The sequence below is a fragment of the Streptomyces sp. NPDC005899 genome, assembly GCF_040629645.1.
GTDB lineage: Bacteria > Actinomycetota > Actinomycetes > Streptomycetales > Streptomycetaceae > Streptomyces.
The window spans coordinates 16,230-40,174 of record NZ_JBEXWB010000024.1; the positions used below are offsets into that span (position 1 = coordinate 16,230).

Here is a 23,945-nt window from a genome sequence, read left to right on the forward strand (position 1 = left end):
CCCTCGTGCGTCGACGGCTACCGGCCGGAGGCCGAGGCCTTCCAGTCGCGGGCCCGCAGCGGCATGCCCGCCGGGCCGCCTTCCTGCGGACGCACCGCGAGGATCTGGTTGACGCCGATCTTGTTGCGCTCGAAGGAGAGTGCCGAGGCCGCCATGTAGAGCCGCCAGACCCTGGCGCGGCCGGGAGAGGTCGCCCGCACCGCCTCCGTCCAGTTCCGCTCCAGGTTGGCGACCCACTGACGCAGTGTCAGTGCGTAGTGCTCGCGGAGGGCTTCGACGTCGCGCGCCTCGAAGCCGGCCTCCTCCAGCGTGGCCACGGTGCGGCCCACGGGAGCGAGCTCGCCGTCCGGGAAGACGTAGGCGTCGATGAACTCGTCGATGCGGTAGGCCGACTCGTCCTTCTCGGGGCGGCGGGCGATCTGGTGGTTGAGCAGCCGGCCGCCGGGCCTCAGGAGCGCGTAGAGGTCGTCGGCGTACTCCCGGTAGCGGACCGAGCCGACGTGCTCGGCCATGCCGATCGAGGAGATGGCGTCGTACGGCCCGTCCCTGACGTCCCGGTAGTCCTGGACGCGGATCTCGATCCGGTCGGTGAGCCCTTCCTCGGCGATCCGCTTGCGGGCGAAGGCCGCCTGCTCGGTGGAGAGGGTGATCCCGGTGACCCGGGCACCGTACTCGCGGGCGGCGTGGATCGCCATGGAGCCCCAGCCGCACCCGACGTCCAGGAGGCGGTCGTCCTCCTTCAGCGCGAGCTTGCGGCAGACGAGGTCGAGCTTGTCGCGCTGGGCGTCCTCGAGCGTGCCGCCGTCCTGCCAGTAGGCGCAGGAGTAGACCATGGAGGGTCCGAGGACCAGTTCGTAGAAGTCGTTGCCCACGTCGTAGTGGTGGCTGATGGCCTCCTTGTCCCGGCGCCTGGTGTGCAGGGCCCCGGAGCGGCGGCGGACCTCCTCGGCCGGCGGAGGCGGCGGAGGCCAGGGTCCGGCCAGCTGCACGAGGCCGCGGGCGAAGGCGCGCACCTTCGGGTCCCGCACGGGGTGGACGGCGTCCTTCGCCTCCGCGCCGCGCTCCCACAGGAGCGCCGCCAGATGCCCCAGGGCGGCGTAGAGGTCACCGTCGACGTCGATCTCGCCCGCCACCCAGGCGCGGGCGAGCCCGAGTTCGCCCGGCTTCCAGAGCAGCCGGCGAAGGGCCCGGCGGTGACGCAGGACGAGCACGGGGGCGCCCGGCGGCCCGGCTTCGCTGCCGTCCCAGGCCCGGATCCGGACCGGCAGGGGTTCTCCGAGCAACTCTTCGGCGAGAGCGGTCAGCCGCGACGCGGCATCTGCCATGGCGCACACCTCCGTGGTGGTGTTTCCCAACGTGCCTAAATTCGCATAGACGCACCCGAACCGGGCCGCGACACCTCGGGGCGACGGTGAGGTACACCTGACGCAACACCGCCCGGGACGAGGGGCTTCCCGTGCCGGTGCAACGGATCGGCAAAATACCTGCACAGGCCATGCAGTTGCCCGGTCCGCGGAAACGCCGAAGGGACCGTCCGCACCACGGATGGCGGACGGTCCCTTCGGGGACGTGCGGGACCTAGGAGGCCTTGGCCTTCTCACCCTCGGCCTTGGCGGCGACCGGCGCGGGGCTGGGCTTGGCGGCCTCGTAGAACTCCTCGCGCGGGGTCTCCATGGCACCGAGCGAGACGACCTCGCGCTTCAGGAACATCGCCAACGTCCAGTCGGCGAAGATCCGGATCTTGCGGTTCCAGGTCGGCATCGCCATGCCGTGGTAGCCGCGGTGCATGTACCAGGCGAGACGGCCCTTGAGCTTGATCTTCACCTTGCCCATGACGATCATCGCGACGCCCTTGTGCAGGCCCAGACCGGCGACCGCACCCTTGTTGGCGTGGCTGTACTCCTTCTGCGGGAAGCCCCGCATGCCGGAGATGACGTTGTCACCGAGGACCTTGGCCTGACGCAGCGCGTGCTGGGCGTTCGGCGGGCACCAGGCGTTGGGGTTGCCGGCCCGGCGGCCGACCATGTCCGGCACCTGGGCGTTGTCGCCGGCGGCCCAGATGTAGTCCGTGCCCTGCACCTGGAGCTTCTCGGACGTGTCGACGTGACCGCGGGGGCCGAGCGGCAGGCCGAAGCGGGCCAGCGCCGGGTTCGGCTTCACGCCGGCAGTCCACACGATCGTGCTGGAGTCGACCTCCAGGCCGTTCTTCAGCACCACGTGCCCGTCCACGCAGGAGTCCATCGAGGTGGAGAGGTAGATCTCCACACCGCGGCTCTCCAGGTGCTCCTTGCCGTACGCGCCCAGCTTCGGGCCGACCTCGGGAAGGATCTTGTCGGCGGCGTCGACCAGGATGAAGCGCATGTCCTCGCGCTTCACGCTCGGGTAGTACTTGGCCGCGTCGCGGGCCATGTCCTCGACCTCGCCGATGGTCTCCGCACCTGCGAAGCCACCGCCCACGAAGACGAAGGTCAGCGCCTTGCGGCGGACCTCCTCGTCGGTCGTGGAGTCGGCCTTGTCCAGCTGCTCCAGCACGTGGTTGCGCAGGCCGATGGACTCCTCGATGCCCTTCATGCCGATGCCCTGCTCGGCGAGGCCGGGAATCGGGAAGGTACGGGACACCGCGCCCATCGCGATGATCAGGTAGTCGAAGGGCAGCTCGTAGGCCTCGCCGACGAGCGGCGCGACCGTGGCGACCTTGCGGTCCTGATCGATGGTGGTGACCCGGCCGGTGAGAACCTCCGCCTTGGGCAGCACGCGTCGCAGCGGGACGACGACATGCCGAGGCGAGATGCTGCCGGCAGCAGCTTCGGGGAGGAAGGGCTGGTACGTCATGTACGAGCGCGGGTCGACGACCGTGACGGTCGCCTCTCCATACCGCATCTTCTTCAGAATGCGACGAGCTGCGTACAGGCCTACGTACCCACCGCCTACAACGAGGATCCTGGGACGCTCCGTGGTGCTCATGCCATCGAGTATCCACCCCCCTCGGGGGGCATGCTCGTGAGCCCCTTCACAAGGTATGCGCCACCCTCTGCTACACTTCGCCGCCCACGTGACCCAGGTCATGGACCCGGCGGGGAACCACCGCGTGATCGCGGACGTTGTTCACCGCCTGTGAGCTGGCCCTTGAGCCTTACGGAGGGACGAACCGGCCGCCGCCGGCACCCCCGCGCCGTACCCGCGAAGCATCCACGCGTGGCCGCCGCGCGACCCTTTGAGCGACCCGCACGGCCCGTCGACGGTGGAACTTCGCCCGGGGGGACCGAATTCCTTGTGAAGAAGTTCACGAACTTTCCCGCAGCGCGTCGCGAAAGGCCTCTCCGGACCGGTCCGGAGAGGCCTCGTACGTCTCAAAGGTGCAGGCGGGGATGCGTTTGAGCGCGCCCTCACGGGCCGGTGGGCCCCGCTGTGATCAGGCCGCCGACCAGGCGATCCCGTCCAGGATGTCGTGCTCGCTGACGACGACCTCCCGCGCCCCGGTCCGCTCCATGACCGCGAGCAGGACGAGCGCTCCGGAGGCGATCACGTCGACCCGCCCGGGGTGCATGGCGGGGATCGCCGCCCGCTCCTCGTGCGTCGAGGCCAGCAGCCGGGCGGAGATCTCCCGCACCTGGGACGCGGAGATCCTGGAGTGGTGGATCGCCGCGGAGTCGTACTCCCGCAGGCCCAGCGCGATCGCGGCGACGGTGGTGACCGTGCCGGCCAGACCCACGAGCGTGGCCGCGTCGGCCAGCGGCACCGTCTCCGCCGCCAGGTCCAGCGCGGCGTCGACGTCCGCGCGGATCGCGGCCACCTGCTCGGGCGCCGGCGGGTCCACGACGACGCCGTCCCGCATGAGGTGACGTTCCGTCATGCGCACGCAGCCGACGTCCACGGAGCGTGCGGCACGCACCTCGTCGTCGCCGACGACGAGCTCGGTGGAGCCGCCGCCGATGTCCACGACCAGGTACGGCTTCTGAAGGTGGTCACCGCCCGCGAGTTCCTTGGTGGCGCCGTCGAAGGACAGCCGCGCCTCCTCGTCACCGCTGACGACCTCGGGCTCGACCCCCAGGATGTCCAGCACACCGCGGACGAACGTCTCGCTGTTCTCCGCGTCGCGCGAGGCGGAGGTGGCCACGAACCGGGTCCGCTCCGCACCCAGCTCCCTGATCACCGAGGCGTACTCACGGCAGGCGGCGAAGGTGCGCTCCAGCGCCTCGGGGTCCAGCCGCCCCGTGCGGTCGACGCCCTGGCCGAGCCTGACGATCCGCATCCGGCGGTCGAGCTCGGTGAACGCGCCCGTGGCCGGGTCCAGATCCGCCACCAGCAGGCGGATCGAGTTGGTGCCGCAGTCGACGGCGGCGACGCGGGTCACCGCCCCGCCTCCTCGCCGGGCGCCCCGCCCGTCGCCGGCCCCGTCTCCGGGCCGCCGCTCGCGTCGCCCTCCGCCGGCGCGCACGGTGTCACGCAGGGGCCCTTCGCCCACCACTCGGGGAGCATCGCGATCGCCTCGTCGCCCAGCGGGTTCACCCCCGGCCCCGCCGCCAGCGAGTGGCCGACCAGGACGTGCAGGCACTTCACACGGTCCGGCATGCCGCCGGCGCTCGGGAAACCCTCCAGGACCTCGATGGCGTCCCGGCGCGCGAGGTAGTCCTCGTGCGCCGCACGGTAGGCGGCGGCCAGCTCGGGATCCGCCGTGAGCCGCTCGGTCATCTCCTTCATGACCCCGTTGGCCTCCAGCGTCCCGATGGCGGACGCGGCACGCGGACAGGTGAGGTAGTACGTCGTCGGGAACGGCGTGCCGTCCTCCAGACGGGGCTGCGTCTCGACCACGTCCGGATTGCCGCACGGGCAGCGGTGCGCGATGGCGCGCAGCCCACGGGGCGGCCGGCCGAGCTGCTGCTCGAACGCGGCGATGTCCGCGGCGGTGGGCGTGGTGGATTCGGTCTGCGGAGGGGGCGTGTCCATGCCTGCCTTGAATGTCATCGGTCGGTCTGTGGGTATCGGTGCGCGTACCGGGGCGGTTCCCGGCCCCGTACGCGCACGGGTCATTCGCTGTCCGCGCTGTCGACGCCGTCCCAGAGGCTGGAGTGCCAGGGCCTGCCCGTCGCACCCGGCTCCCCGCGGCGGACCTCGGCGGCGTCCGGGTCGATCACGGTGTAACCCGTCTCCCCGGGCATGACGTAGTGGAGGTGCTCCCGCGCGAGACGGCGGATGTACGCGTCGTCCTTGAGCCGCGCCTTCTCGTCCCGCAGCTCCTCGGTCCGCTCGCGCGCGTCACGTGACAGCCTCTCCTGCTCGGCGATCTGGTCGCGCTGGGAGACGTACTGCCGCATCGGGTACGCGAGGGCGACCACCAGCGAGCACACGATCAGCGCCAGGAACGCCGCCCGGCCGGTGAGCCGCGAGCGGCGGGCCTGACGCCGGCTCTGGGAGCGGTAGACACGGGCCGCGGTCTGCTCGCCGAGCAGCCGCAGCCTGGTCGTGGTGGAGAACCGGTCGCGGTCCTTCCCGGCCATCTCTCACGCCTCCCCGTTACGCACGTCCGTCCCCGCACACGGTACGGGACCGAGTGCGGGGACGGACGGAGGCTGTGCGCCGAGCTCCTGCCGGGGGCTGTCAGCCCTCGAAGCGGAAGCGCGGGAACGCGGAGCGACCGGCGTACACCGCGGCGTCGTCGAGGATCTCCTCGATGCGCAGCAGCTGGTTGTACTTGGCGACACGGTCCGAGCGGGCCGGTGCGCCGGTCTTGATCTGGCCGCAGTTCACCGCGACGGCGAGGTCGGCGATGGTGACGTCCTCGGTCTCACCGGAGCGGTGGGACATCATGCACTTGAAGCCGTTGCGCTGCGCGAGCTCGACGGCGTCCAGCGTCTCGGTGAGCGAACCGATCTGGTTGACCTTCACGAGCAGCGCGTTGGCCGAGCCCTCCTCGATGCCGCGGGCCAGGCGCTCGGGGTTGGTGACGAAGAGGTCGTCGCCGACGATCTGCACCTTGGAGCCGAGCTTGTCGGTGATGACCTTCCAGCCGGCCCAGTCGTCCTCGTACAGCGGGTCCTCGATGGAGACCAGGGGGTACGCGGAGACGAGCTCCTCGTAGTACTCGGTCATCTCGGCGGCCGAGCGGGACTTGCCCTCGAACTCGTAGACGCCGTCCTTGTAGAACTCGGACGCGGCGACGTCCAGCGCGAGCGCGACGTCGCGGCCGGGGACGTAACCGGCCTCCTTGACGGCCTCGAGGATGAGGTCGAGGGCTGCGCGGTTGGACTCGAGGTTCGGCGCGAAGCCGCCCTCGTCACCGAGACCGGTGGACAGGCCCTTGGTCTTCAGGACCTTCTTCAGCGTGTGGTAGATCTCCGCACCCCAGCGCAGGGCCTCGGAGAAGGACTCGGCGCCGATCGGCGCGATCATGAACTCCTGGATGTCCACGTTGGAGTCGGCGTGCGAGCCGCCGTTCAGGATGTTCATCATCGGAACGGGCAGCAGGTGCGCGTTCGGGCCACCGAGGTAGCGGAAGAGCGGGAGGTCGGATGCCTCGGAAGCCGCGTGGGCCACGGCGAGCGAGACGCCGAGGATGGCGTTGGCGCCGAGCGAGCCCTTGTTCTCCGTGGCGTCCAGGTCGAACATCGCCTGGTCGATGAGGCGCTGCTCGGTGGCGTCGTACCCGACGAGCTCCGGGCCGATCTGCTCGATCACGGCGAGGACGGCCTTCTCGACGCCCTTGCCGTGGTAGCGGTTGGGGTCACCGTCGCGAAGCTCGATGGCTTCGAACGCGCCGGTGGAGGCGCCGGACGGAACAGCAGCACGTCCCGTGCTGCCGTCGTCGAGGCCGACCTCGACCTCGACCGTGGGGTTGCCCCGGGAGTCGAGGATTTCCCTGGCTACGACGACGTCGATGGACGGCACGAGGCATCTCCTTCTGGGATATGACACTGGATGTGCAGGGTCACTGTGGCCTTGCGACACGAGCCTAACCGGCCCGGCCCGCTCCGTCGGCCGACCGCCCGTCCCCTGGGACGAAAAAGGACCCAAGAGCCTGCATTCCGGGCGAATCTCCAGAAATTTACTGGCCAGTAACTACAAAGGTTGAACGCTCACCGGCATCGCCGGCCCTCCGCGGACCCGTGGACGCGCCCCGGCCCGGCGCACACGGGGGGTGTGAGCGCGCCGGGCCGGGGAGCACTTCGGGTGCCGACGGGCACCCTCGTCCCGGAGGGAGGAGAGCTCCGGGACTACTTCAGGTGGAGCTGCTGACCCGGGAAGATCAGGTCGGCCTTCTGGACGATGTCGTCGTTCAGCGTGAACAGCTTGTGCCAGCCGCCCTTGACGTTCTCCGCAGCGGCGATCTTGCTGAGGGTGTCGCCGGTCTTCACCTTGTACTCGCCGTCACCCTTCGCGACCTTGCCGCCGGTCGGGGTGGTGACGGTCTTCTCGGCCTCGGGGGCCGTGCGCTTCTCGCTGCGCGTGGTGGGCTGCTCGGCCTTGCGCTCCGGCGCGGCCTGCGGGGCCGTGTCGCCGTTCTTCGCGGAGCCGGTGTCGACACCCGGGTCCACGCCGTCGTTCGTCAGACCGCCGGCTCCCGCGCAGGCCCAGGCACCCGGGCCCTGCATGGCGAGAAGCTTCTCGGCGGTGGCTATCTGCTGGCTCTTGGTGGCCAGGTCGGCCCGGGAGGCGTACTGCGTACCGCCGGCGGCCGCCCAGCTGGACGCCGAGAACTGCAGGCCGCCGTAGTAGCCGTTGCCGGTGTTGATGGACCAGTTGCCACCGGACTCGCACTGCGCGACGGCGTCCCACGTGGAGACGGAGGCGGCGGAGGCGCCCGTCGCACCCATCAGCGGGACGGCGACGGCGGCGCCGGCGACTGTGGCCAGGGTGGCGACACGGACGGCCTTGGACGAGCGGCGGTGCTTGGCCTTGCTGGAAAGCAGCATGGTTCTCCTCACCGACGCCTACGAGGTGAGCTGTCGGGTTCGGGCTGTGAGTCGCCCGGTCGCCCGCTGTGGCAGGCGACTTCACCCCAAGCCGGTCCTGACCGTCTCTCGACGGCCGGGCACGGCACTTACCTGGGTCCCCCGCTCCTGCCTACGGCGCTTTACGCGTCTGTCCCCTTCGGCCGACGGCAGGATTCGGCGTGACGGTCGAAGGTGCCCGCGGTGCGAGCGGTTACGACCGTAAACACAGGCAACCCCGACATTCAAAGATGGACATAACGGGTTATCAGCGCGAACCGCCCTCGCAAGGTCAATCGTTTCCGCAGGTCGGAGGCGATCTGAGCCGAGCGGGCGGCCGTGGTGCGCCAGTTGAAGCAAAGAGACCCATGTCTCACTTACGCATAAGTGGACATAGGCCTCTGAACTACCCCCGTTTTCGGGGTGTTTTCCCGTTTTCGATCAGTCGCCGGCGGGGGACCCCGCGCCGGTCTCCGCCCCGGTCTTCGCGCTTGCCTCCGTGTCCGCGGTGGCGGAGTCCGCCGCCTCGTGGACCCCGAGGTCGAGATCCTGGCCCGGGAGGATGAGGTCGGGGTCGGAGCCCAGCTCGTCCTTGTTGGCCTCGTAGAGAGCGGGCCAGCCGCCGGGCAGCTCCTGCGCGTCGGCGATCGCCCAGAGGTTGTCGCCCTCGCGGACGGTGTACGTGCCACCGAGGCCCGCCGCCGCGCCCTTGCGCGCCTCGGCGTCACCGCGCGAGGCGTGCCGGCCGGACTCGCGGTCGCTCTCCGCACCCGTCCCGGCGCTCGCCTCGGGAGCCGGGGTGCCGCGGTGCTTGCCGCCCGTCACATCCTCGCCCCGTGCGGCTCCGGCGTCGGCGGAGGCGTCGGGCGAGGGGGTGGCGGAGGGGGACGACGCAGGAGAGCCGGCACTGCCGGACGCCTCGGCACCCGCGGCCTTGCCGCCCTCGGCACCCTCTCCGTCCCGCTCCCCCGCGCCGGCGTCACCCTTCGCGCCCGATGCGCCCGACCTGTCCGCCTTGCCGGTCCCGTCCGATGCCGCCGGCACGGACGTGTCCGAGGGACTCGCGGAGTCCGCCGGTGCGGCGCTCGGGTCACCGCCCGGGTCGACGCCCGGCAGCGAGTCGTCCATCGCCAGACCGGAGATCACCGCACAGCTGGGCCACGCCTGCGGCCCCTTGGCGTCCAGCATCTTCTCGGCGACCGCGATCTGCTGCGAGCGGCTGGCGAGGTCGGCCCGCGCCGCGTACGCCGTGCCGCCGTAGGCCGACCAGGTGTCCTGCGAGAACTGCAGGCCGCCGTAGTAGCCGTTGCCGAGGTCGGCGCTCCACATGCCACCGCTCTCGCACTCGGCGACCCGGTCCCAGGTCGACGCCTCGGCGGCGTGCGCACCTGCCGCACCGAGCAGCGGGATGGCGATGGCCGATCCCGTCACGCCCGCGGCGACGACGATGGCGGGTGCCTGACGAGGGCGACGGTGTCTGCCGTTCGCGGAGCCCATGGGATTGCCTTCCGTGTGACTGACATGTGACGGGTGAGTCGAACGGTGAACCTAGCCGCACTCGAACGTGTGTCACAAGTCGATGCAGGGGAGATCACGTGAAAGTCACGGAGTTGACAGACTGTCACCTTCGGTGCCCTTTTGTCCGGGATCGAACTCCACGGGCAGAGTGCGCAGTCCGCGCATGATGAGCCCGCCGCGCCACCGCACGTCGTCGGCTTCCGGAGCGAGCCGCAGGTCAGGAAGTCGCCTCAGCAGGGTGGCCAGCGCCGTCCGCCCCTCCAGACGGGCCAGCGGCGCTCCCAGGCAGTAGTGGATCCCGTGGCCGTACCCGAGGTGCTGATTGTCACTCCGCGCGAGGTCCAGGACGTCCGCGTCCCGGAAGCGCTCCGGGTCGCGGTCCGCGGCCGCCAGCACCACGAGGACAGGGTCCCCGACCCCGATGTCCTGCCCTCCGAGGGTCACGGGCTCGGTCGCGTACCGCCAGGTGGCCAGCTCCACCGGACCGTCGTACCGCAGCAGTTCCTCGATGCCGGTGGCCAGCAGCCCCTCCTCGCCCGCGGCGAGGGAGCGCTGCAGCCGTCCGCGCTGCTCCGGATCGCGCAACAGGGCGTAGGTGCCGTTGCCGATCAGATTCACGGTCGTCTCGAAACCGGCGAAGAGGAGGATGAACGCCATCGCCGCGGCCTCGTTCTCGGTGAGGTGCTCACCGTGGTCGCTCGCCCGGATGAGCCCCGAGATCAGGTCGTCACCGGGATCCTCCCTCTTGCGGTGGATGAGTTCGGCGAGGTATCCGCGCATCTTCTTGACCGACCTGGCGACCCCGCCGCGCGGACCGCCACCGTGACGGATCATCATGCCCGCCCAGTCGCGGAAGTCGTCCTGGTCCTCCGGCGGCACTCCCAGCAGGTCGCAGATCGCGTAGATGGGGAGCGGGAAGGCGAAGTCGTGGATGAGGTCCGCCTTGCCCTCCTCGACGAAGGAGTCGATGAGCCTGTCGGTCAGCTCCTGCACGCGCGGGGCGAACTCGGCGACCCGGCGCGGTGTGAAGGCCTTGGAGACGAGCCGGCGCAGCCGGGTGTGGTCCGGCGGGTCGATGTTGAGCAGATGCGTCATCAGCTCCGCCTTGCGCTCCCCGGGGATGCCCGTCTTCCCCTTGGCCTTCGCCGACCCGGCGTGGTGCGCGGGGTTCTTCGAGAGCCGGGGGTCGGCGAGGGCCTGCTTGGCATCGGCGTACCGGGTCACCAGCCAGGCCTCCACCCCGCTGGGCAGCGCGGTCCGGTGTACGGGGCTGTGCTCGCGGAGCCAGGCGTAGGCGGGGTAGGGGTCGGTCGCGAACTCCCAGGTGAAGAGCTCGGGCGCGTCGCCGGGGGCGGTACGGCCGGCGGGGCACCCGGCGGGAGGGACGGAGGGGGTGCCGGCGGCCGAGCGAGGGGGAGGGCCGGCGGGGTGGTCGGCCGGGGGGCCGGAAGGGCTGCCGGCCGAAGGGCCGGCGGGATCGTCGGCGGGGTCGTCGTTCACTCCTCGACGGTATCCGCCGCCGTGCCGTGTCCCTCCGCCGCCCGGATGGCGTCCCGGTAGGTACGGGCGGCGGCCCGAAGCGCGGCCTCCGGATCGGTGCCGTCCTGCTCGGCCCGCACCGCGAGGGCGAGGAGCCGGTAGCCGATGCCGTCGCCCTCCGGGAGCGCCACGTCCAGCCCGGCCGTACGGACCCGCCCGGCCAGCTTCGCCGCGAGGGCCAGGCCGGGCTGGCCGAGCGGGACCCCGTCGGTGACCGAGTCGCGCTGCTTCTCGATCGCCTTGGTCCGCAGCCAGTGGGCGTGCACGTCCTCCGGGGTCTCGGCGGTCTCGTCACCGAAGACGTGCGGATGGCGGTGGATCAGCTTCTCCACGATCGTGCCCGCGACATCGTCGATCGCGAAGGGTTCCTCCGGGTCCTCCTGGGCGATCCGGGCGTGGAAGACGACCTGGAGCAGGACGTCTCCGAGCTCTTCCCGCAGCTCGTCCCGGTCGCCGTCCTCGATGGCCTCGACGAGCTCGTACGCCTCCTCGATGGCGTACTTCGCGAGGCCCTTGTGCGTCCTCTGCGAGGACCAGGGGCATTCCCGCCTGATCCGGTCCATGACCTGCACCAGGTCCAGGAGCCGCGCGCCCGGCAGGTCGTAGGAGCCGGGCAGGAGCTCCAGGTCCGGCATGTGCACCCGGCCGGAACCGCCGAGGCGGGCCAGCCCGTCGGTCAGCGGCTGGTTGCCCTCGCCACCCACCAGCACCACGACGGTCCGCCCGCCCGCGCAGGCGTCCACGAGCTCCTGGGCCGAGGGGGCCGCGTGCTCGACGACGACGCCGGCCTCCGCCATGTACGGCAGCTGCGGGTGGTCCGCCTCGGCGCACAGCACGCGGTCGGCGGTGCGCAGCGTATGCCAGGCGGGCCAGGACAGCAGCCCCGGCGCGACCCGGTGGCTGGCGGTGAGCAGGACGATGCGGCCGGATGCTTCAGCGTTCACACCCCCGAACCTACCCCGGCCGTCCCGTACGGCGTCCCCCGCTCGGCCGCCCTGCGTCCGGACCGCGGCCCGCACCCCGGGCGCGCCCAGCGGCTCTACGCCGCCACGGCCGACAACACGGGTATCAGCTGTGCCACCGCGTCCAGTTCCCTGCCGCCGCCGATCCGCGGGAAGAACACACGCAGAGCACCGCTCTCCCGCGCCTCGTCGACGAGGTCGAACGAGTACTTCATGAGCCCCCGCTTGACCTCCGTCCGCTTCAGGTTCTCGAGCGGGAGGACGCCCACGAGCCGGTCGGGTTTCGCGAACGCCTGGTTCGCCTGGAACAGGAACAGGCGCTCCCCGGTCACCGCGAGGTACATCGGCTGCGGCGCCATGGCCATCGACATCGCACCACCGCTCAGCACCGCCGCGGCGATCCCCATCGCCACGTTCTTCCTGAACGAGACCTCGCTCAGGTTCACCAGCGCGGTGGCCCCCACCTGCTCACCGGGCTCCAGCAGTTCCGTGACGGCAACCAGCAGCGCCCGACGTCGTCTCGCGTTCACAACACATCCCAGGGACGGACCGAAATAGAGGTGCGGCGAGCGGACGCAGAGGACTACGCCGAGACCACACCCCTACCAGGGCCGTGACCTCTCGGAACCGTGCAGGGCTCAGCACGCATGACCGGCATACCTTGCCACACGGAACACCCCCCACCGCACCGCCGTGTCCCCACGGTCAGGCGCCCGCCTCGGGCTGCCGGTCCGGGAAGGTCGTGACCTGGGTGATCCACGGGACCTTGTGGGTGCTGAGCTGCACCTTCTTGTCGTCCCAACTGCCGTAGCGGGGGTTGACGTCGATGTGCAGGGCCGTCGACGCCTCGGTGAGCGCCTGCCCTACCTTCTGCAGGCCGGCCGGGCTCTGCAGGTCCGCACCGAGCGCCCGTGCCAGCTTCGGGAGCTGGACCTCCTGACGGAGGCTGTCCTCGATCTGCTCCGGTGCGATCCAGCGCTGTTCGAGCATCATGGTCCGCAGCCCCTCGTCTCCGCCGGACTGCGCGGCCGCCGCGTTACGGGTCTGCTCGATCTCCCTGCGGCTGACGCTGACTCCGGCGTCCTCGGCGGCACGGTCCAGAACCCGGCCGAAGATCAGCCCGGACAGTTTGACCCGGGTGAGCTGCCCGGACGCCTTCACCAACTCCACGGACCGGGCCGAGGCCTGCTGGGCGTCGCGCACGTCCGCCGTGTGCGCCTGGACGGTGGCCACATCGATGCGATCACCGCCGACCACGGCCGCGGCACCCGGATGGGCCTCGCTGCCGCAGGCCGAGAGAAGCGGTGCCGCGAGGAGCGTTGCGGCGGACAGAGCGAGCGCGGTGCGACGACGGCGGTGCAAAGGAGCCTCCCGGGGAGAGTTTGTGCATCAGTGCACAAGCCTTGCGGTGATCGATGTTAGGCAGTGGAGGTGGCTGAGGCCACCGGTTCGACCAACGATTCGGGAGGAGATGGGGATGTGGGCCTTCCTCGGGAGCGCAGACCACCCGCCGGCCGTGTTCCCGCCTTCGGGGGCGCCGTCCCTGACCGACCACGCTCCGACAAGTCGGCCCAGTCGCGTTTCCGGATGGTCGATCAGCGCCGCCCTGATCCCCGTGCTCGTCGTTGCGATGCGAGACCTGCCCCCATCCGACCTTGCACACCACTACGCACGTGCGCACGTTTCCCGGATCAGTGCCACCTGACGCGCAACCGCCTCCCGACACATGGGCTCATTCCGTTCCGCCACCCGTGGGCAGCTTCTGGTCGGGGCAGGCCGTCAGCACCTTCTTCATCGCGTCGCGCTCGGCGGCCGTCACCCACAGCCCGTACTTCTTCTTGACCGACACCTGCCCCGCCACGTACGTACAGCGGTAGCCCTTGTTGGGGGGCAGCCAGGTCGCCGTGTCCCCGTCCCCCTTGCGGCGGTTGGTCGACGAGTCGGCGGCCACCAGGTTGAGCGGGTCGTTGGCGAAGGCCCGCCGTTTGCCGTCGCTCCACTGCTGGGCGCCCTTCTGCCACGCGTCGGACAGGGCGACCAGGTGGTCTATGTCCACCTTGCTGCGCCCGCGCCGGAAGGTGATGCGCGTCCCCGTGTACGGGTCGGGGTCCAGGACCCCGCTGAGCACCTTGCAGCCGTCGGCGTCGCGGGAGACGTCGTCGAGCTGGCCGGCGAGTATGTCGTCGCGGGTGCCGCAGCCGTTGTGGTCGGTATCCGCCCAGGCGGAGCCGAACTCGTCCCGGTCGTAGCCGGTCTTGGGGGCCCGGCCCTTCACGGTGAGCGTGCCCACGGCCTGGAGCGCCGAGCCGGCGGCGGCAGGGCCGGCGGGAGCGGGCGAGGACGTCGGTGGACCGGTCAGGTCCTCGCAACCGGTCACGGCGAGCGTGCCCGTCAGGGTCAGCGTCAGCAGGGGCAGGAGGCGGTGTCGGGGCCGTACGGCCCGAAAAGGCGTCACAGCCGACCAGCCTAGGGGCCGGAGGGCGGGAGCGGGGTGGGCGGGCCGTACCCGGACGGCCCGCTCCCGGCCGAGGCCGCCCCAGCGCTGCGGTCCTGGCCGGGAGGCGGAGGCCGCGGACCCGGAGCGGGAGCCCGCCGACCCGGAGCGGGCGCCCGGGGGTCCTCCTCACACCTTCCCGATGCCCAGCGTCGTCTCGGACGGCAGCAGCCCCGATCCGACGGCCTCCACCCACAGGGGCCCCAGCAACTCCACGAGCCGCTCGTGCTGCTGGTCGCCCAGCGCCCGCCACGGGCCGGACGCCGCCTCGTCCGTGCGCCGTTCGACGTCCGCGCGCAGTGCCCGTCCGGCGTCCGTGGCCGTGCCGTCGGCCTCCAGCAACCCGCGGTCGAGCAGCCGGCGCCGGGCGGCCTCCCATGCGTCCCGCCCCCACCCGCGGCTCTCGAACACCTCCGGTCGGGCCGCGCCGACGGCCGCGAAGGAGACCAGCGACTCCACCGGGTCGAGGCCCGCCGCGACCAGCGCGGCGACGTGTCCGTCGCCCCGGTGCTCCCGCAGGACCGTGGCCGCCTGCCAGAGCACCAGGTGCGGCGCGTCCGGCCACGGCAGGGCGGCGTTCGCCTCGGCGAGCGGGCGGCCGGTGACGTCCGCGGCCCGTGCCGCGCGCTGCGCCAGTGCGGCCGCCTCGGCGAGCCCTGGGCTGTGCACCCGTTCGCCGAAGAGGGCCCGGTACGCCCGGTCGACCGCCCTCGTCCGCGCCTCGAGCACCGCCCGCGGAGGCGCCACCGGAGTCCCCGCCGGGACGTACCTGCCGACCATGTCCGGGCTGAAGCTGTGGAAGACCGCGGTCACCCGGCCCGGTCCGGCCTGCCCGAGCGGTGCCGCACGCCAGGCGAAGTAGCTCGGCCAGCGCTCGCCCGTGGCGTAGCCGAGGGCCGCGGCCTCGTCGAACACCTCCGGCGCGTAGTAGAAGACGGCGTGCAGCGGCTCCAGCAGGTGCCACATCCGGCGTGTGAAGCCCAGCTCGTCCGACATGTTCCGGCCTCCCCCGACAGGTCATCTTGTCAATGACTAGATACCCAGGATGGGCCCGGGCCCCGAACTTGTCAATGACCAGATAGGGCGTACGGTTGCGTGCCATGACCAGTGACCGCGCCTACCACCACGGTGACCTGCGGCGCGCCGTACTCACCGCCGCACTCGACACCATCGCCGCCGACGGGCCCGACGCCCTGTCCCTGCGAAGCCTCGCCCGCCGCGCGGGCGTCTCGCACTCCGCACCGGCCCACCACTTCAAGGACCGCACCGGACTGCTGACCGCGGTCGCCGCCGAGGGGTACGCCCTCCTCGCCGACGCCCTGACCGAAGCCCCGGACCTGCGGGAACGGGGCGTGGCCTATGTGCGGTTCGCGATCGGCCACCCCGCGCACTTCCAGGTGATGTTCCGCCCGGAACTCCACCACGCCGACGACCCCGCGCTGCTCGCCGGCAAGGCCCGCGCCACCGACGCGCTGCGCGCGGGGATCAGCGGCCTGCCCGAGACGGCCCGGGGCGACGACGAACGGCTCGCCGGCATCGCCGCCTGGTCACTGGCGCACGGCTTCGCGACCCTGCTGCTGAGCGGCAGCCTGGACGAACCGGTGGGCGGCCGGGACCCGGGGGACGTCTTCCGGGCCCTGGCCGCGTCGACCTTCGCCCGGGGCGCCGGCCAGGACGCCGCCCGGGACGCCCATCAGGCCCCCGGCCACGGCCAGGACGGCGGCTGACCGGGCGGCCCGGGGCCGCCCGCACACCCGGGCGGCCCGGACTCCGGGGGTGCGCCGCGGGCTACGACCCCAGGATCGTCGTGAGGAACTCACCGGTCCAGGACAGCAGTTCGCGTCCCACCACCGGCTTGCCCCCGATACGGCCCGCCGTCGGGCGCGGGACGAGGATCTGGTGGGCGGCCGGCTTGATGACCGTCTTCGGGTGCAGCCGCTTCAGGCGCAGCTCCTGCGACTCCCGCAACTCCACCGGTGCGAAGCGGATGTTGGGCCCCTGGAGCACGATCTCGCCCACCCCGCAGGCCCGGGCCAGCATCCGCAGTCCCGCCACGAGCAGGAGGTTCTCCACCGGCTCCGGCAGCTTGCCGTACCGGTCGGTGAGCTCCTCGCGCACCGCCCTGATGTCCTCCTCCGAGTTCGCCGAGGCGATCGCCCGGTACGCCTGGAGGCGCAGCCGCTCTCCGGGGGCGTAGTCGTGGGGCACGTGCGCGTCGACCGGCAGCTCGATCTTGACCTCCAGCGGCGGCTCCTCCTCCGCGCCACCGTCCACCGCCGCCCGGTAGTCGGCCACCGCCTCGCCGACCATCCGGATGTACAGGTCGAAGCCGACTCCCGCGATGTGGCCGGACTGCTCGCCGCCCAGCAGGTTGCCCGCGCCCCGGATCTCCAGGTCCTTCATCGCCACGTACATGCCCGCGCCCATCTCGGTGTGCTGGGCGATCGTCGCGAGGCGCTCGTGCGCGGTCTCGGTGAGCGGCTTCTCCGGGGGGTACAGGAAGTAGGAGTAGCCGCGGTCCCGGCCACGGCCGACGCGGCCGCGCAGCTGGTGCAGCTGGGACAGGCCGAAGTTGTCCCCCCGCTCCACGATCAGCGTGTTGGCGTTGGAGATGTCGATGCCGGACTCGACGATCGTCGTGGAGACCAGTACGTCGAACTTCTTCTCCCAGAAGTCGACGACGACCTGCTCCAGCTGACTCTCCCCCATCTGCCCGTGCGCCGTCGCGATCCGCGCCTCGGGCACGATCTCGCGCAGCCGCGCCGCGGCCCGGTCGATGGATTCCACCCGGTTGTGGATGTAGAAAACCTGGCCCTCGCGCAGCAGTTCACGCCGCACGGCCGCACCGATCTGCTTCTCCTCGTACGGCCCGACGAAGGTGAGGACGGGGTGCCGCTCCTCCGGGGGCGTCGTGATCGTCGACATCTCCCGGATGCCGGTGACGGCCATCTCGAGCGTGCGGGGGATGGGCGTCGCGGACATGGTGAGGACGTCGACGTTGGCGCGGAGCTTCTTCAGCTGCTCCTTGTGCTCGACGCCGAAGCGCTGCTCCTCGTCGACGATGACGAGGCCCAGGTCCTTGAACCTCGTCTCCGACGAGAACAGCCGGTGCGTGCCGATCACCAGGTCGACGGAGCCGTCGCGCAGCCCCTCCAGAGTCGCCTTCGACTCCGCGTCCGACTGGAAGCGGCTCAGTGCCCGCACGTTGACGGGGAACTGGGCGTACCGCTCGGTGAACGTGCCGAAGTGCTGCTGCACCAGGAGCGTGGTGGGCACCAGGACGGCGACCTGCTTGCCGTCCTGGACCGCCTTGAAGGCCGCCCGCACCGCGATCTCCGTCTTGCCGTAACCGACGTCGCCGCAGATCAGCCGGTCCATCGGGACGGACTTCTCCATGTCCTCCTTGACCTCGGCGATCGTGGAGAGCTGGTCGGGCGTCTCCGCGTACGGGAAGGCGTCCTCCAGTTCCCGCTGCCACGGGGTGTCCGGGCCGAAGGCGTGGCCGGGGGCCGCCATCCGCGCGGAGTACAGCTTGATCAGGTCGGCGGCGATCTCCTTGACGGCCTTCTTGGCGCGCTGCTTGGTCTTGGTCCAGTCGGCGCCGCCGAGCCGGTGCAGCGTGGGCGCCTCGCCCCCTACGTACTTGGTGACCTGCTCCAGCTGGTCGGTCGGGATGTAGAGGCGGTCACCGGGCTGGCCGCGCTTGGCGGGGGCGTACTCGACGAGGAGGTACTCGCGGGTCGCACCCTGCACCGTGCGCTGCACCATCTCGATGTAGCGGCCCACACCGTGCTGCTCGTGCACGATGTAGTCGCCCGCCTGGAGGGTGAGCGGGTCGATGGTCTTGCGGCGCCGGGCCGGCATCCGGCCCAGGTCCTTCGTGGCCGTGCGCTGTCCGGTCAGGTCCGTCTCGGTGAGCACGGCGAGCTTCAGGCCCGGGTCGACGAAGCCGTGGTCGACGGCGCCGCACGAGACGTGGACGAGCGAGGGCGTGAGTTCCGCCAGGTCCTGGTCGAGGCGGGCCGCAATGCCCTCCGTGCCGAGGACCTCCACCGTGCGGGAGGCGGGTCCCTGGCCCTCGGTGACGTACACCGTGCGCCACCCGTCGGCGAGCCAGCCCTTCGTGTCGGCCAGCGCCCTGGCGGTGTCGCCGCGGTACGCCTCCGGGGCGCGCATCCCCAGCTTGAGGGTGTCCCCGTCCAGGTCCTCGTCCGCGGCGAACGGGGAGACCGACCACCACATCATGCCCAGCTCGCGGGCCCGGTCCCGGACGTCCGCGATGCCCCACAGCGAGGCCGCCCCCACGTCGATGGGCGCCTCACCGCCGCCCGCGGTGGCGGCCCAGGACGCCTGGAGGAACTCCTGGCTCGTGGCGACGAGGTCGGCCGCCCGGGTGCGCACCCGCTCCGGGTCGCAGACCAGGGCCATCGACCCCTTCGGCAGGACGTCGAGCAGCAGCTCCATCTCGTCCACGAGCACGGGGGCGAGGGACTCCATGCCCTCGACGGCGATGCCCTCGGCGATCTTGCCGAGCAGCTCGCCGAGCTCGGGGTGCGCCTCGGCGAGGGCCGCGGCCCGGGTGCGTACGTCGGCGGTGAGCAGCAGTTCCCGGCAGGGCGGCGCCCACAGTCCGTGCGCGGCCACCTCCAGGGACCGCTGGTCGGCGATCTTGAAGTAGCGGATCTCCTCGACGTCGTCGCCCCAGAACTCCACCCGGAGGGGGTGTTCCTCGGTCGGCGGGAAGACGTCCAGGATCCCGCCGCGCACGGCGAACTCCCCGCGCTTCTCGACCAGCTCGACGCGGGCGTACGCCGCTGCCGCGAGGGCGTCCACGACCTCCCCGAGATCGGCGGTCTGCCCACTGCTCAGCGCCACCGGCTCCAGGTCGCCGAGGCCCTTGACCTGCGGCTGGAGCACCGAACGGATGGGCGCGACCACCACGGAGACCGGGCCGGTCTCGGGGTCGTCCTGCCGGGGGTGCGCGAGCCGGCGCAGCACGGCGAGGCGGCGGCCCACGGTGTCCGAGCGGGGCGACAGCCGCTCGTGGGGCAGGGTCTCCCAGGACGGGAACTCCGCGACCGTGTCCGGCGGCAGCAGGGTCCGCAGCGCTGCCGCCAGGTCCTCGGCCTCCCGGCCGGTCGCGGTGACGGCGAGCACGGTGCGCCCGGCCCGGCGGGCCAGGGCGGCCACCGTGAAGGGGCGGGCGGCGGGCGGGCCGACGAGGTCGACGTGGGGCCGGTGGCCGTCGGCGGCGGCCTTCACCGCTTCCGAGAGCGCCGGGTCGGTGACGACGACATCCAGCAGACCGTGCAGGCTCATGAAGGGATTCCGTCCGGTGTGGCGAGGTGTGAGCAACGCGAAGGGCCCGACACGTGTCACGGGCCGGGGGCTCCAGCGTACGACGCCGGTGTGTCACCCGCGCGAGGGAACGCCGTTGTCCGGACGGCGGCGGCTCGCCCCGGGCCCGGCCGGAGGGCCGGGGGCCGCCGCCCGAGCCGGGCGGGGCCCGCGGAGCGGTCCGCCGGTCCCGCCCGCCCGACGACGGACACGGGACGCGGTCCGGCCCCGGGGCGTTTGGAGGAACGCCCCGGGGCCGGACCAGTCATCCTACGGTGGGCTCCGTCACCCGTCCGTGGCGATCGCGGCGAGGACGTTCATCCGCCCGGCCCGGAAGGCCGGGATCAGGGCGGCGAACAGCCCGACGAAGGCCGAGGCGACGAACACCGTGATGATCGTCGGCCACGGGATCTCCAGGACGCCGAGGCCCTCCAGCGCGAGCAGCTTCTGTGCGGAGGTGCCCCAGCCCATGCCCAGGCCGAGTCCGAGCAGCGCGCCGAACAGCGCGATGACCACGGACTCCAGCCGGATCATGCGGCGCAGCTGGCGGCGGGAGAGGCCGATCGCCCGCATCAGGCCGATCTCACGGGTCCGCTCGACGACCGAGAGGGCCAGGGTGTTCACCACACCCAGCACCGCGACGATGATCGCCAGCGCGAGCAGCCCGTACACGATGTTGAGGAGCTGGCCGATCTGGTCCTTCAGGTCCTCCTTGAAGTCGGCCTGGTTCTGCACCTTGTACTGGGGGTACCCGGCCAGCGCGCTCTTGAGGGCTGCGTACGCCTCCTTCTCCTTGCCGTCCTGCGCCGAGGCGAACATGATCATGTTCTTGGGCATCCGGCCGTCCGGCACGTACTTCTCGGCGGTCGTGGTGTTGAGGTACATCGCCCCCTGGTCCACGTTCGTGTCGTCGGAGGTGATCGCCGCGACCTTGAGCTTCGCCGTGTCGCCCGCCTTGAACGCGACGGTGATCTCGTTCCCGACCTCGATGCCGTGCAGCTCGGCGTAGTCCGAGCCGACGGACATGGAGTCCGCGCCGTACGCCTTCGCCAGGTCGCCGGAGAGGGTCTCGCGGCGCAGGTCCTGGGGGTAGGTGGGGTCGGCGGCGGTGACGTGCTCGTCGACCGTCGAACCGTCGGGGTTGGTGAGCTTCGCGGCGAGCATCTTGTAGTCGGTGACGTGCTCGATGCCGGGCACCTTCTCCATGGCCTCGGCGGCCTGCGGCACGATCAGCTGACCGGTGCTGGACTGGACGATGAAGTCCGTGCCGACCGACCTGTCCAGCTCGTCGGTGGCCGAGGCCACCATCGACGAGCCCACCACCGAGAGGCAGGCCACCAGGGCCAGGCCGATCATCAGCGCCGCACCGGTGGCACCGGTGCGCCGCGGGTTGCGCAGCGCGTTGCGCTCCGCCAGCCGCCCGACCGGGCCGAACAGCCGCAGGACGACGATGCTGAGCCCCCGCACGACCAGGCCGGCGAGCAGCGGGCCGATCACGATGAAGCCGATCAGGGTGAGGACCACGCCCAGGGCGAGGAAGACGGAGCCCTCGCTCGCCTCGTCCGCCCGCGTCGTCGCCCACAGACCCGCGGCGCCGGCGCCGGTGAGGACCAGGCCGATCCCGGCCCGGACCCAGCCGGACTTCGCGTCCGCCGGGGTCCCGGCGTCACGCAGGGCGGCCATCGGCGACACCTTGCCGGCCCGGCGGGCCGGGATGTAGGCGGCGAGGACGGTCACGACCACCCCGAGCACCAGTCCGACGACGGGGGTCGTCCAGGCGACGGTGAGGTCCTCGGTGGACAGCTCCATCCCGATGGCGCCCATGAGCGACATGAGCCCGACGGCGAGCCCGATCCCGGCACCGACGCCGAGGACGGATCCCACGGTGCCCAGGAGCACCGCTTCGACGAGCACCGACCGGTTGACCTGCTTGCGGCTGGAGCCGATGGCCCGCATGAGGCCGATCTCACGGGTGCGCTGGGCGACGAGCATGGAGAAGGTGTTGACGATCAGGAAGATGCCGACGAGGAGGGCGATCCCGGCGAAGCCGAGCATCGCGTACTTCATGACGTCGAGGAAGGAGCCCATGGAGTCCTTGTTGGCCGCCGCGGCCTCGTCCTGCGTCTGCAGCTTGTAGGCGGCCTCGTCACCCAGGGCCGCGGCGACGTTCGCCTTCAACCGGGTGTCACTGACACCGGGTTCGGCCGTGACCGAGATGTGGGTGAAGACACCGGACGCGCCGAGCAGCTTCTGCTGCGCGGTGGCCGTGTCGAGGAAGACGACGGCCGCGCCCGGGTTGGTCACGGTGAAGGCGGCGATACCACTGATCTTCGCCCTGATGTCGCCGGTGACCGCGATGGTGCGCAGCTCGTCGCCGATCTTCAGGTGGTGCTTCTCGGCGGTGTCGGCGTCGACCATGACCTCGGTGGGGCCGCGCGGGGCGTGGCCGGAGGCGATCTCCATGGAGCGCAGGTCGTTGCGGGTCCAGTTGCCGGCGATCGTCGGGGCTCCGGTCTCGGATCCCATGTTCTTGTCGTGGCTGTCGACGACCGTGACGGACATGCTGGTCACGGCGCCCTCGGCCGCCTTCACCCCGTCGGCCTTCTCGACGAGGGCGACGGTGGAGGCGGGCAGCGCTTCGGGCCGGCCGTTCTCCGGCATGTCGTCCGCGTCGCCGGCCGCCTTCGGGCTGACGGTCACGTCGGCCGACGAGGCCGCGAACAGCTTGTCGAACGTGGTGTTCATCGTGTCGGTGAAGACGAGCGTGCCGCACACGAACGCCACCGACAGGAGGACCGCGACGGCGGAGAGCGCCATCCGTCCCTTGTGCGCGAGGAAGTTGCGCATCGAGGTCTTCCACACGGTCATGACGTCCGCCCGCGTGCGTCGAAGTCCTTCATGCGGTCCAGGACCTGGTCCGCCGTGGGGTTCTGCATCTCGTCGACGATGGAGCCGTCCGCGAGGTACAGCACGCGGTCCGCGTACGAGGCGGCCACCGGGTCGTGGGTGACCATGACGATCGTCTGGCCCAGGTCGTCGACGGACCTGCGCAGGAAGGAGAGCACCTCGGCGCCCGCCCGGGAGTCGAGGTTCCCGGTGGGCTCGTCGCCGAAGATGATGTCCGGCCGGGCGGCGAGCGCCCGGGCGACCGCGACGCGCTGCTGCTGGCCGCCGGAGAGCTGTGTGGGCCGGTGCTTGAGCCGCTCGGCGAGACCGACCGTCTCCACGACCTGCCGCAGCCAGGCCGCGTCGGGCTTGCGGCCCGCGATGTCCATCGGGAGCGTGATGTTCTCCAGCGCGTTGAGCGTCGGGAGCAGGTTGAACGCCTGGAAGATGAAGCCGATCCGGTCCCGGCGCAGCTGGGTGAGCTTCTTGTCCTTGAGCTTGGTGATCTCCGTGTCGGCGAGGTGGATCTCGCCCGAGGTGACGGTGTCCAGACCTGCCAGGCAGTGCATGAGGGTCGACTTGCCGGAGCCGGACGGGCCCATGATCGCCGTGAACTGCCCGCGGGCGATGTCCACGTCGACGTGGTCGAGCGCGACGACCCGGGTCTCGCCGGCGCCGTACGCCTTGACGACCTGTCGCGCTCGTGCGGCAACGGCCGTACGCCCTCCAGTGCCCCCGTGCCTGGGAATGCTTACAGCCGTTGTCACGGTGAATCTCCTCTGTGGGTCCATACGCGGACGGACGTCTCTGTGTACGTTGCGAGTCTCGTGCGCCGAAGGGTCCGGCGCGCTGGTGCCCGGCGCAGTCTTCGGGTGGGGTTTTCCCCACCCCGGCCGCTGTGGTCAGCCCGTGTCCGGCCTGCGGTCGCGGTGTAAGAACACGGTAAGGAGCGGTCCCGGTGCGGCACGTCCTCCAGCGGGAGGAACGACCCCTGGGCGGCAGGGCGGAGCTCCCCCTAGGGGAACGGGCCCCGAGGGTGGCACCTGAGTAGGGGTCTCACCCTTCGGCCGCCTCCTCCCGCCGGGCCGCCGATGGTGAAAGGCTGACCCCTCCGAGAAATAGGTGCATAGGGAAGGAAACCCTGTGGGCGGCGTGGACGGTGGACCGGGCGGCGCGGACCGCGCCGGCGGAGGGCTCGACGACGAGGCGTGCGACCGGGGCGGTGACCCGGGACGCGTCCGTCCCGGCGTCACCCCCCGCACCCCGGGCGCGGGACCGGGG

Annotated in this window: 18 protein-coding genes and 1 riboswitch; of the genes, 1 reads left to right on the forward strand and 17 read right to left on the reverse strand. The window is 71.5% G+C overall.

The genetic code is table 11. From position 1 onward, the window contains the following. Positions 1-17: 17 nt before the first annotated feature. The 14 genes from ABZ371_RS05600 to ABZ371_RS05665 form a co-directional block, all read right to left on the reverse strand. Positions 18-1,325: a cyclopropane-fatty-acyl-phospholipid synthase family protein gene (locus ABZ371_RS05600; protein ID WP_358673883.1), complete on the reverse strand. Its 1,308-nt coding sequence runs from the start codon at positions 1,323-1,325 to the stop codon at positions 18-20. 253 nt (positions 1,326-1,578) lie between these two features. Continuing rightward, complete coding sequence (locus tag ABZ371_RS05605) at positions 1,579-2,964, reverse strand: NAD(P)/FAD-dependent oxidoreductase (protein WP_358673885.1); 1,386 nt, start codon at positions 2,962-2,964, stop codon at positions 1,579-1,581. A gap of 448 nt (positions 2,965-3,412) precedes the next feature. After that, a complete protein-coding gene (locus ABZ371_RS05610; RefSeq protein ID WP_358673888.1) occupies positions 3,413-4,354 on the reverse strand; it encodes a Ppx/GppA phosphatase family protein in 942 nt (313 codons plus the stop codon). Next, the gene (locus ABZ371_RS05615) at positions 4,351-4,947 is read right to left on the reverse strand and encodes a DUF501 domain-containing protein (protein WP_358673932.1); all 597 of its coding nucleotides are present in this window, start codon (positions 4,945-4,947) and stop codon (positions 4,351-4,353) included. The genes ABZ371_RS05610 and ABZ371_RS05615 overlap by 4 nt, the downstream gene beginning before the upstream one ends. An 80-nt stretch (positions 4,948-5,027) precedes the next feature. Further along, positions 5,028-5,498, reverse strand: coding sequence for a septum formation initiator family protein (locus ABZ371_RS05620; RefSeq protein ID WP_358673891.1), 471 nt, complete (start codon positions 5,496-5,498; stop codon positions 5,028-5,030). Between the two features lie 100 nt (positions 5,499-5,598). Then, entirely contained in the window at positions 5,599-6,885 is a 1,287-nt protein-coding gene (gene eno / locus ABZ371_RS05625) for a phosphopyruvate hydratase (protein WP_358673894.1), read from the reverse strand. Between the two features lie 326 nt (positions 6,886-7,211). Further along, positions 7,212-7,910, reverse strand: coding sequence for a transglycosylase family protein (locus ABZ371_RS05630; RefSeq protein ID WP_358673897.1), 699 nt, complete (start codon positions 7,908-7,910; stop codon positions 7,212-7,214). Then, positions 7,911-8,079: riboswitch (cyclic di-AMP (ydaO/yuaA leader) on the reverse strand. Positions 8,080-8,369: 290 nt separating this feature from the next. Further along, positions 8,370-9,425: a transglycosylase family protein gene (locus tag ABZ371_RS05635; RefSeq protein ID WP_358673900.1), complete on the reverse strand. Its 1,056-nt coding sequence runs from the start codon at positions 9,423-9,425 to the stop codon at positions 8,370-8,372. A gap of 105 nt (positions 9,426-9,530) precedes the next feature. Then, a complete protein-coding gene (locus tag ABZ371_RS05640; protein WP_358673903.1) occupies positions 9,531-10,946 on the reverse strand; it encodes a cytochrome P450 in 1,416 nt (471 codons plus the stop codon). Further along, on the reverse strand, positions 10,943-11,929 hold the full coding sequence (locus ABZ371_RS05645; protein ID WP_358673906.1) for a nucleoside triphosphate pyrophosphohydrolase: 987 nt from the start codon (positions 11,927-11,929) through the stop codon (positions 10,943-10,945). The genes ABZ371_RS05640 and ABZ371_RS05645 overlap by 4 nt, the downstream gene beginning before the upstream one ends. Positions 11,930-12,024: 95 nt before the next feature. Further along, complete coding sequence (locus ABZ371_RS05650) at positions 12,025-12,477, reverse strand: hypothetical protein (RefSeq protein ID WP_358673909.1); 453 nt, start codon at positions 12,475-12,477, stop codon at positions 12,025-12,027. A gap of 175 nt (positions 12,478-12,652) precedes the next feature. Beyond that, positions 12,653-13,309 (reverse strand): SurA N-terminal domain-containing protein, encoded by a 657-nt coding sequence (locus ABZ371_RS05655; protein ID WP_358673912.1) that lies wholly within the window; start codon positions 13,307-13,309, stop codon positions 12,653-12,655. Between the two features lie 370 nt (positions 13,310-13,679). Continuing rightward, a complete protein-coding gene (locus tag ABZ371_RS05660) occupies positions 13,680-14,402 on the reverse strand; it encodes an HNH endonuclease family protein (protein WP_358673915.1) in 723 nt (240 codons plus the stop codon). Positions 14,403-14,570: 168 nt separating this feature from the next. Continuing rightward, entirely contained in the window at positions 14,571-15,437 is an 867-nt protein-coding gene (locus ABZ371_RS05665; protein ID WP_358673918.1) for a hypothetical protein, read from the reverse strand. A 104-nt stretch (positions 15,438-15,541) separates the two neighbouring features. Here ABZ371_RS05665 and ABZ371_RS05670 point away from each other — a divergent pair, with 104 nt between their 5' ends. Continuing rightward, complete coding sequence (locus tag ABZ371_RS05670; protein ID WP_358673921.1) at positions 15,542-16,168, forward strand: TetR/AcrR family transcriptional regulator; 627 nt, start codon at positions 15,542-15,544, stop codon at positions 16,166-16,168. A 61-nt stretch (positions 16,169-16,229) separates the two neighbouring features. On the opposite strand, the gene mfd is transcribed toward ABZ371_RS05670, so the two are convergent. The 3 genes from mfd to ABZ371_RS05685 all read right to left on the reverse strand — a co-directional run bounded on the left by mfd (position 16,230) and on the right by ABZ371_RS05685 (position 23,431). Then, positions 16,230-19,760, reverse strand: coding sequence for a transcription-repair coupling factor (mfd, locus tag ABZ371_RS05675; protein WP_358673924.1), 3,531 nt, complete (start codon positions 19,758-19,760; stop codon positions 16,230-16,232). A 303-nt stretch (positions 19,761-20,063) separates the two neighbouring features. After that, the gene (locus ABZ371_RS05680) at positions 20,064-22,646 is read right to left on the reverse strand and encodes an FtsX-like permease family protein (RefSeq protein ID WP_358673927.1); all 2,583 of its coding nucleotides are present in this window, start codon (positions 22,644-22,646) and stop codon (positions 20,064-20,066) included. Beyond that, positions 22,643-23,431 carry an ABC transporter ATP-binding protein gene (locus ABZ371_RS05685; RefSeq protein WP_358673930.1) on the reverse strand — a complete coding sequence of 263 codons (789 nt, stop codon included), beginning with the start codon at positions 23,429-23,431 and terminating at the stop codon, positions 22,643-22,645. The genes ABZ371_RS05680 and ABZ371_RS05685 overlap by 4 nt, the downstream gene beginning before the upstream one ends. Positions 23,432-23,945: the final 514 nt, after the last annotated feature.

Excerpts from the sequence above, each read along its gene's own strand:
- ABZ371_RS05600 (WP_358673883.1), bottom strand. The coding sequence starts at position 1,325 with ATGGCAGATGCCGCGTCGCGGCTGACCGCTCTCGCCGAAGAGTTGCTC.
- ABZ371_RS05605 (WP_358673885.1), bottom strand. The coding sequence starts at position 2,964 with ATGAGCACCACGGAGCGTCCCAGGATCCTCGTTGTAGGCGGTGGGTAC.
- ABZ371_RS05615 (WP_358673932.1), bottom strand. The coding sequence starts at position 4,947 with ATGGACACGCCCCCTCCGCAGACCGAATCCACCACGCCCACCGCCGCG.
- ABZ371_RS05620 (WP_358673891.1), bottom strand. The coding sequence starts at position 5,498 with ATGGCCGGGAAGGACCGCGACCGGTTCTCCACCACGACCAGGCTGCGG.
- ABZ371_RS05630 (WP_358673897.1), bottom strand. The coding sequence starts at position 7,910 with ATGCTGCTTTCCAGCAAGGCCAAGCACCGCCGCTCGTCCAAGGCCGTC.
- ABZ371_RS05635 (WP_358673900.1), bottom strand. The coding sequence starts at position 9,425 with ATGGGCTCCGCGAACGGCAGACACCGTCGCCCTCGTCAGGCACCCGCC.
- ABZ371_RS05665 (WP_358673918.1), bottom strand. The coding sequence starts at position 15,437 with ATGTCGGACGAGCTGGGCTTCACACGCCGGATGTGGCACCTGCTGGAG.
- ABZ371_RS05670 (WP_358673921.1), top strand. The coding sequence starts at position 15,542 with ATGACCAGTGACCGCGCCTACCACCACGGTGACCTGCGGCGCGCCGTA.
- mfd (WP_358673924.1), bottom strand. The coding sequence starts at position 19,760 with ATGAGCCTGCACGGTCTGCTGGATGTCGTCGTCACCGACCCGGCGCTC.
- ABZ371_RS05680 (WP_358673927.1), bottom strand. The coding sequence starts at position 22,646 with ATGACCGTGTGGAAGACCTCGATGCGCAACTTCCTCGCGCACAAGGGA.